The organism is Sphingobacterium sp. GQ94 (genome assembly GCF_059758715.1).
On sequence record NZ_JCAXEC010000036.1, the window covers coordinates 1 to 1,229 of the forward strand.

Below are 1,229 nucleotides of genomic sequence, written 5' to 3' on the forward strand. Positions count from 1 at the left end.
TACACAAAAACATTTATATATGGATTATTACCAAATAGAGGAGTTTTTTACTCCGGAGCATTTGTTGATTAGAGACTCAGTTCGTTCCGTGGTTAAATCGGAAATCCTTCCGATTATAGATCAATGCGCCCAAGAGCAAATACAGGTGCCAGGTTTGATGAAAAAATTAGGAGATTGGGGAGTGCTAGGCTCATTTATTCCAGGGGAATTTGGAGGAGCAGGATTGGATCAAATTTCTTATGGGCTCATGATGCAAGAGTTGGAATATGGCGATTCAAGTATCAGGTCGGCTGCTTCTGTACAGTCCTCTTTGGTGATGTATCCTATTTATAGATATGGCAGTCTTGAGCAAAAACATAAATTCTTGCCTAGGTTAGCCCAAGGAAATTTGATTGGAGCGTTCGGGTTGACCGAACCGGATCATGGTTCTAATCCTTCTGGGATGGAAACTAAGTTGATCAAAGATGGTCAAGGATATCGGTTGACGGGGGCAAAAATGTGGATTACAAATGCGCCAACATGTGATATTGCAATAGTTTGGGCCAGAGATGAGAATCAACAAATAAGGGGTGTTATCGTTGAAAGAGGTGTGGACGGTTTTTCTACCCCTGAAACAAAAAATAAATGGTCTTTGCGTGCGTCTAGAACGGGTGAACTGATTTTTGATCAGGTCTATATTCCAAAAGAAAACGTACTTCCTGATGTTAACAGCATGAGGGGCCCACTGTCTTGTTTAGATTCTGCACGATACGGTATCTCATGGGGAGCAATAGGTGTTGCGCTTGACTGTTATCAAACTGCTTTAGGATATGCAAAGCAACGCAAACAATTTGGGAAACCAATCGCATCTTTTCAGTTGCAACAGAAGAAACTATCAGAAATGATTTCTGAGATTACCAAAGCGCAGCTGCTCTCTTGGCGGTTAGGGGTGTTGAAAAATGAAAATCGGGCGAGTACTGCGCAAATTTCGATGGCCAAGAGAAATAATGTCAACATGGCTCTGCAAGTGGCTAGAGAAGCCAGGCAGATACTTGGTGCAATGGGGATTGTCGGGGATTTTCCAATCATGAGACATATGATGAATTTGGAATCAGTCATTACTTATGAAGGTACACATGATATACATCTTTTAATCACAGGTCACGATATCACCGGCATCAGCGCCTTTTGATTTTTCTATATACATGATATATAAGGATGCTGAATATATAAGGATGCTGATTTCAGGG

At 41.3% G+C, this 1,229-nt stretch carries 1 protein-coding gene; it reads left to right on the forward strand.

Features of this window, described 5'->3' with window-relative positions:
- The coding region (locus AC6CHH_RS16385) for an acyl-CoA dehydrogenase family protein (protein ID WP_498284790.1) at positions 1 to 1,171 on the forward strand (1,171 nt) is incomplete at its 5' end.
- Positions 1,172 to 1,229 lie beyond the last annotated feature (58 nt).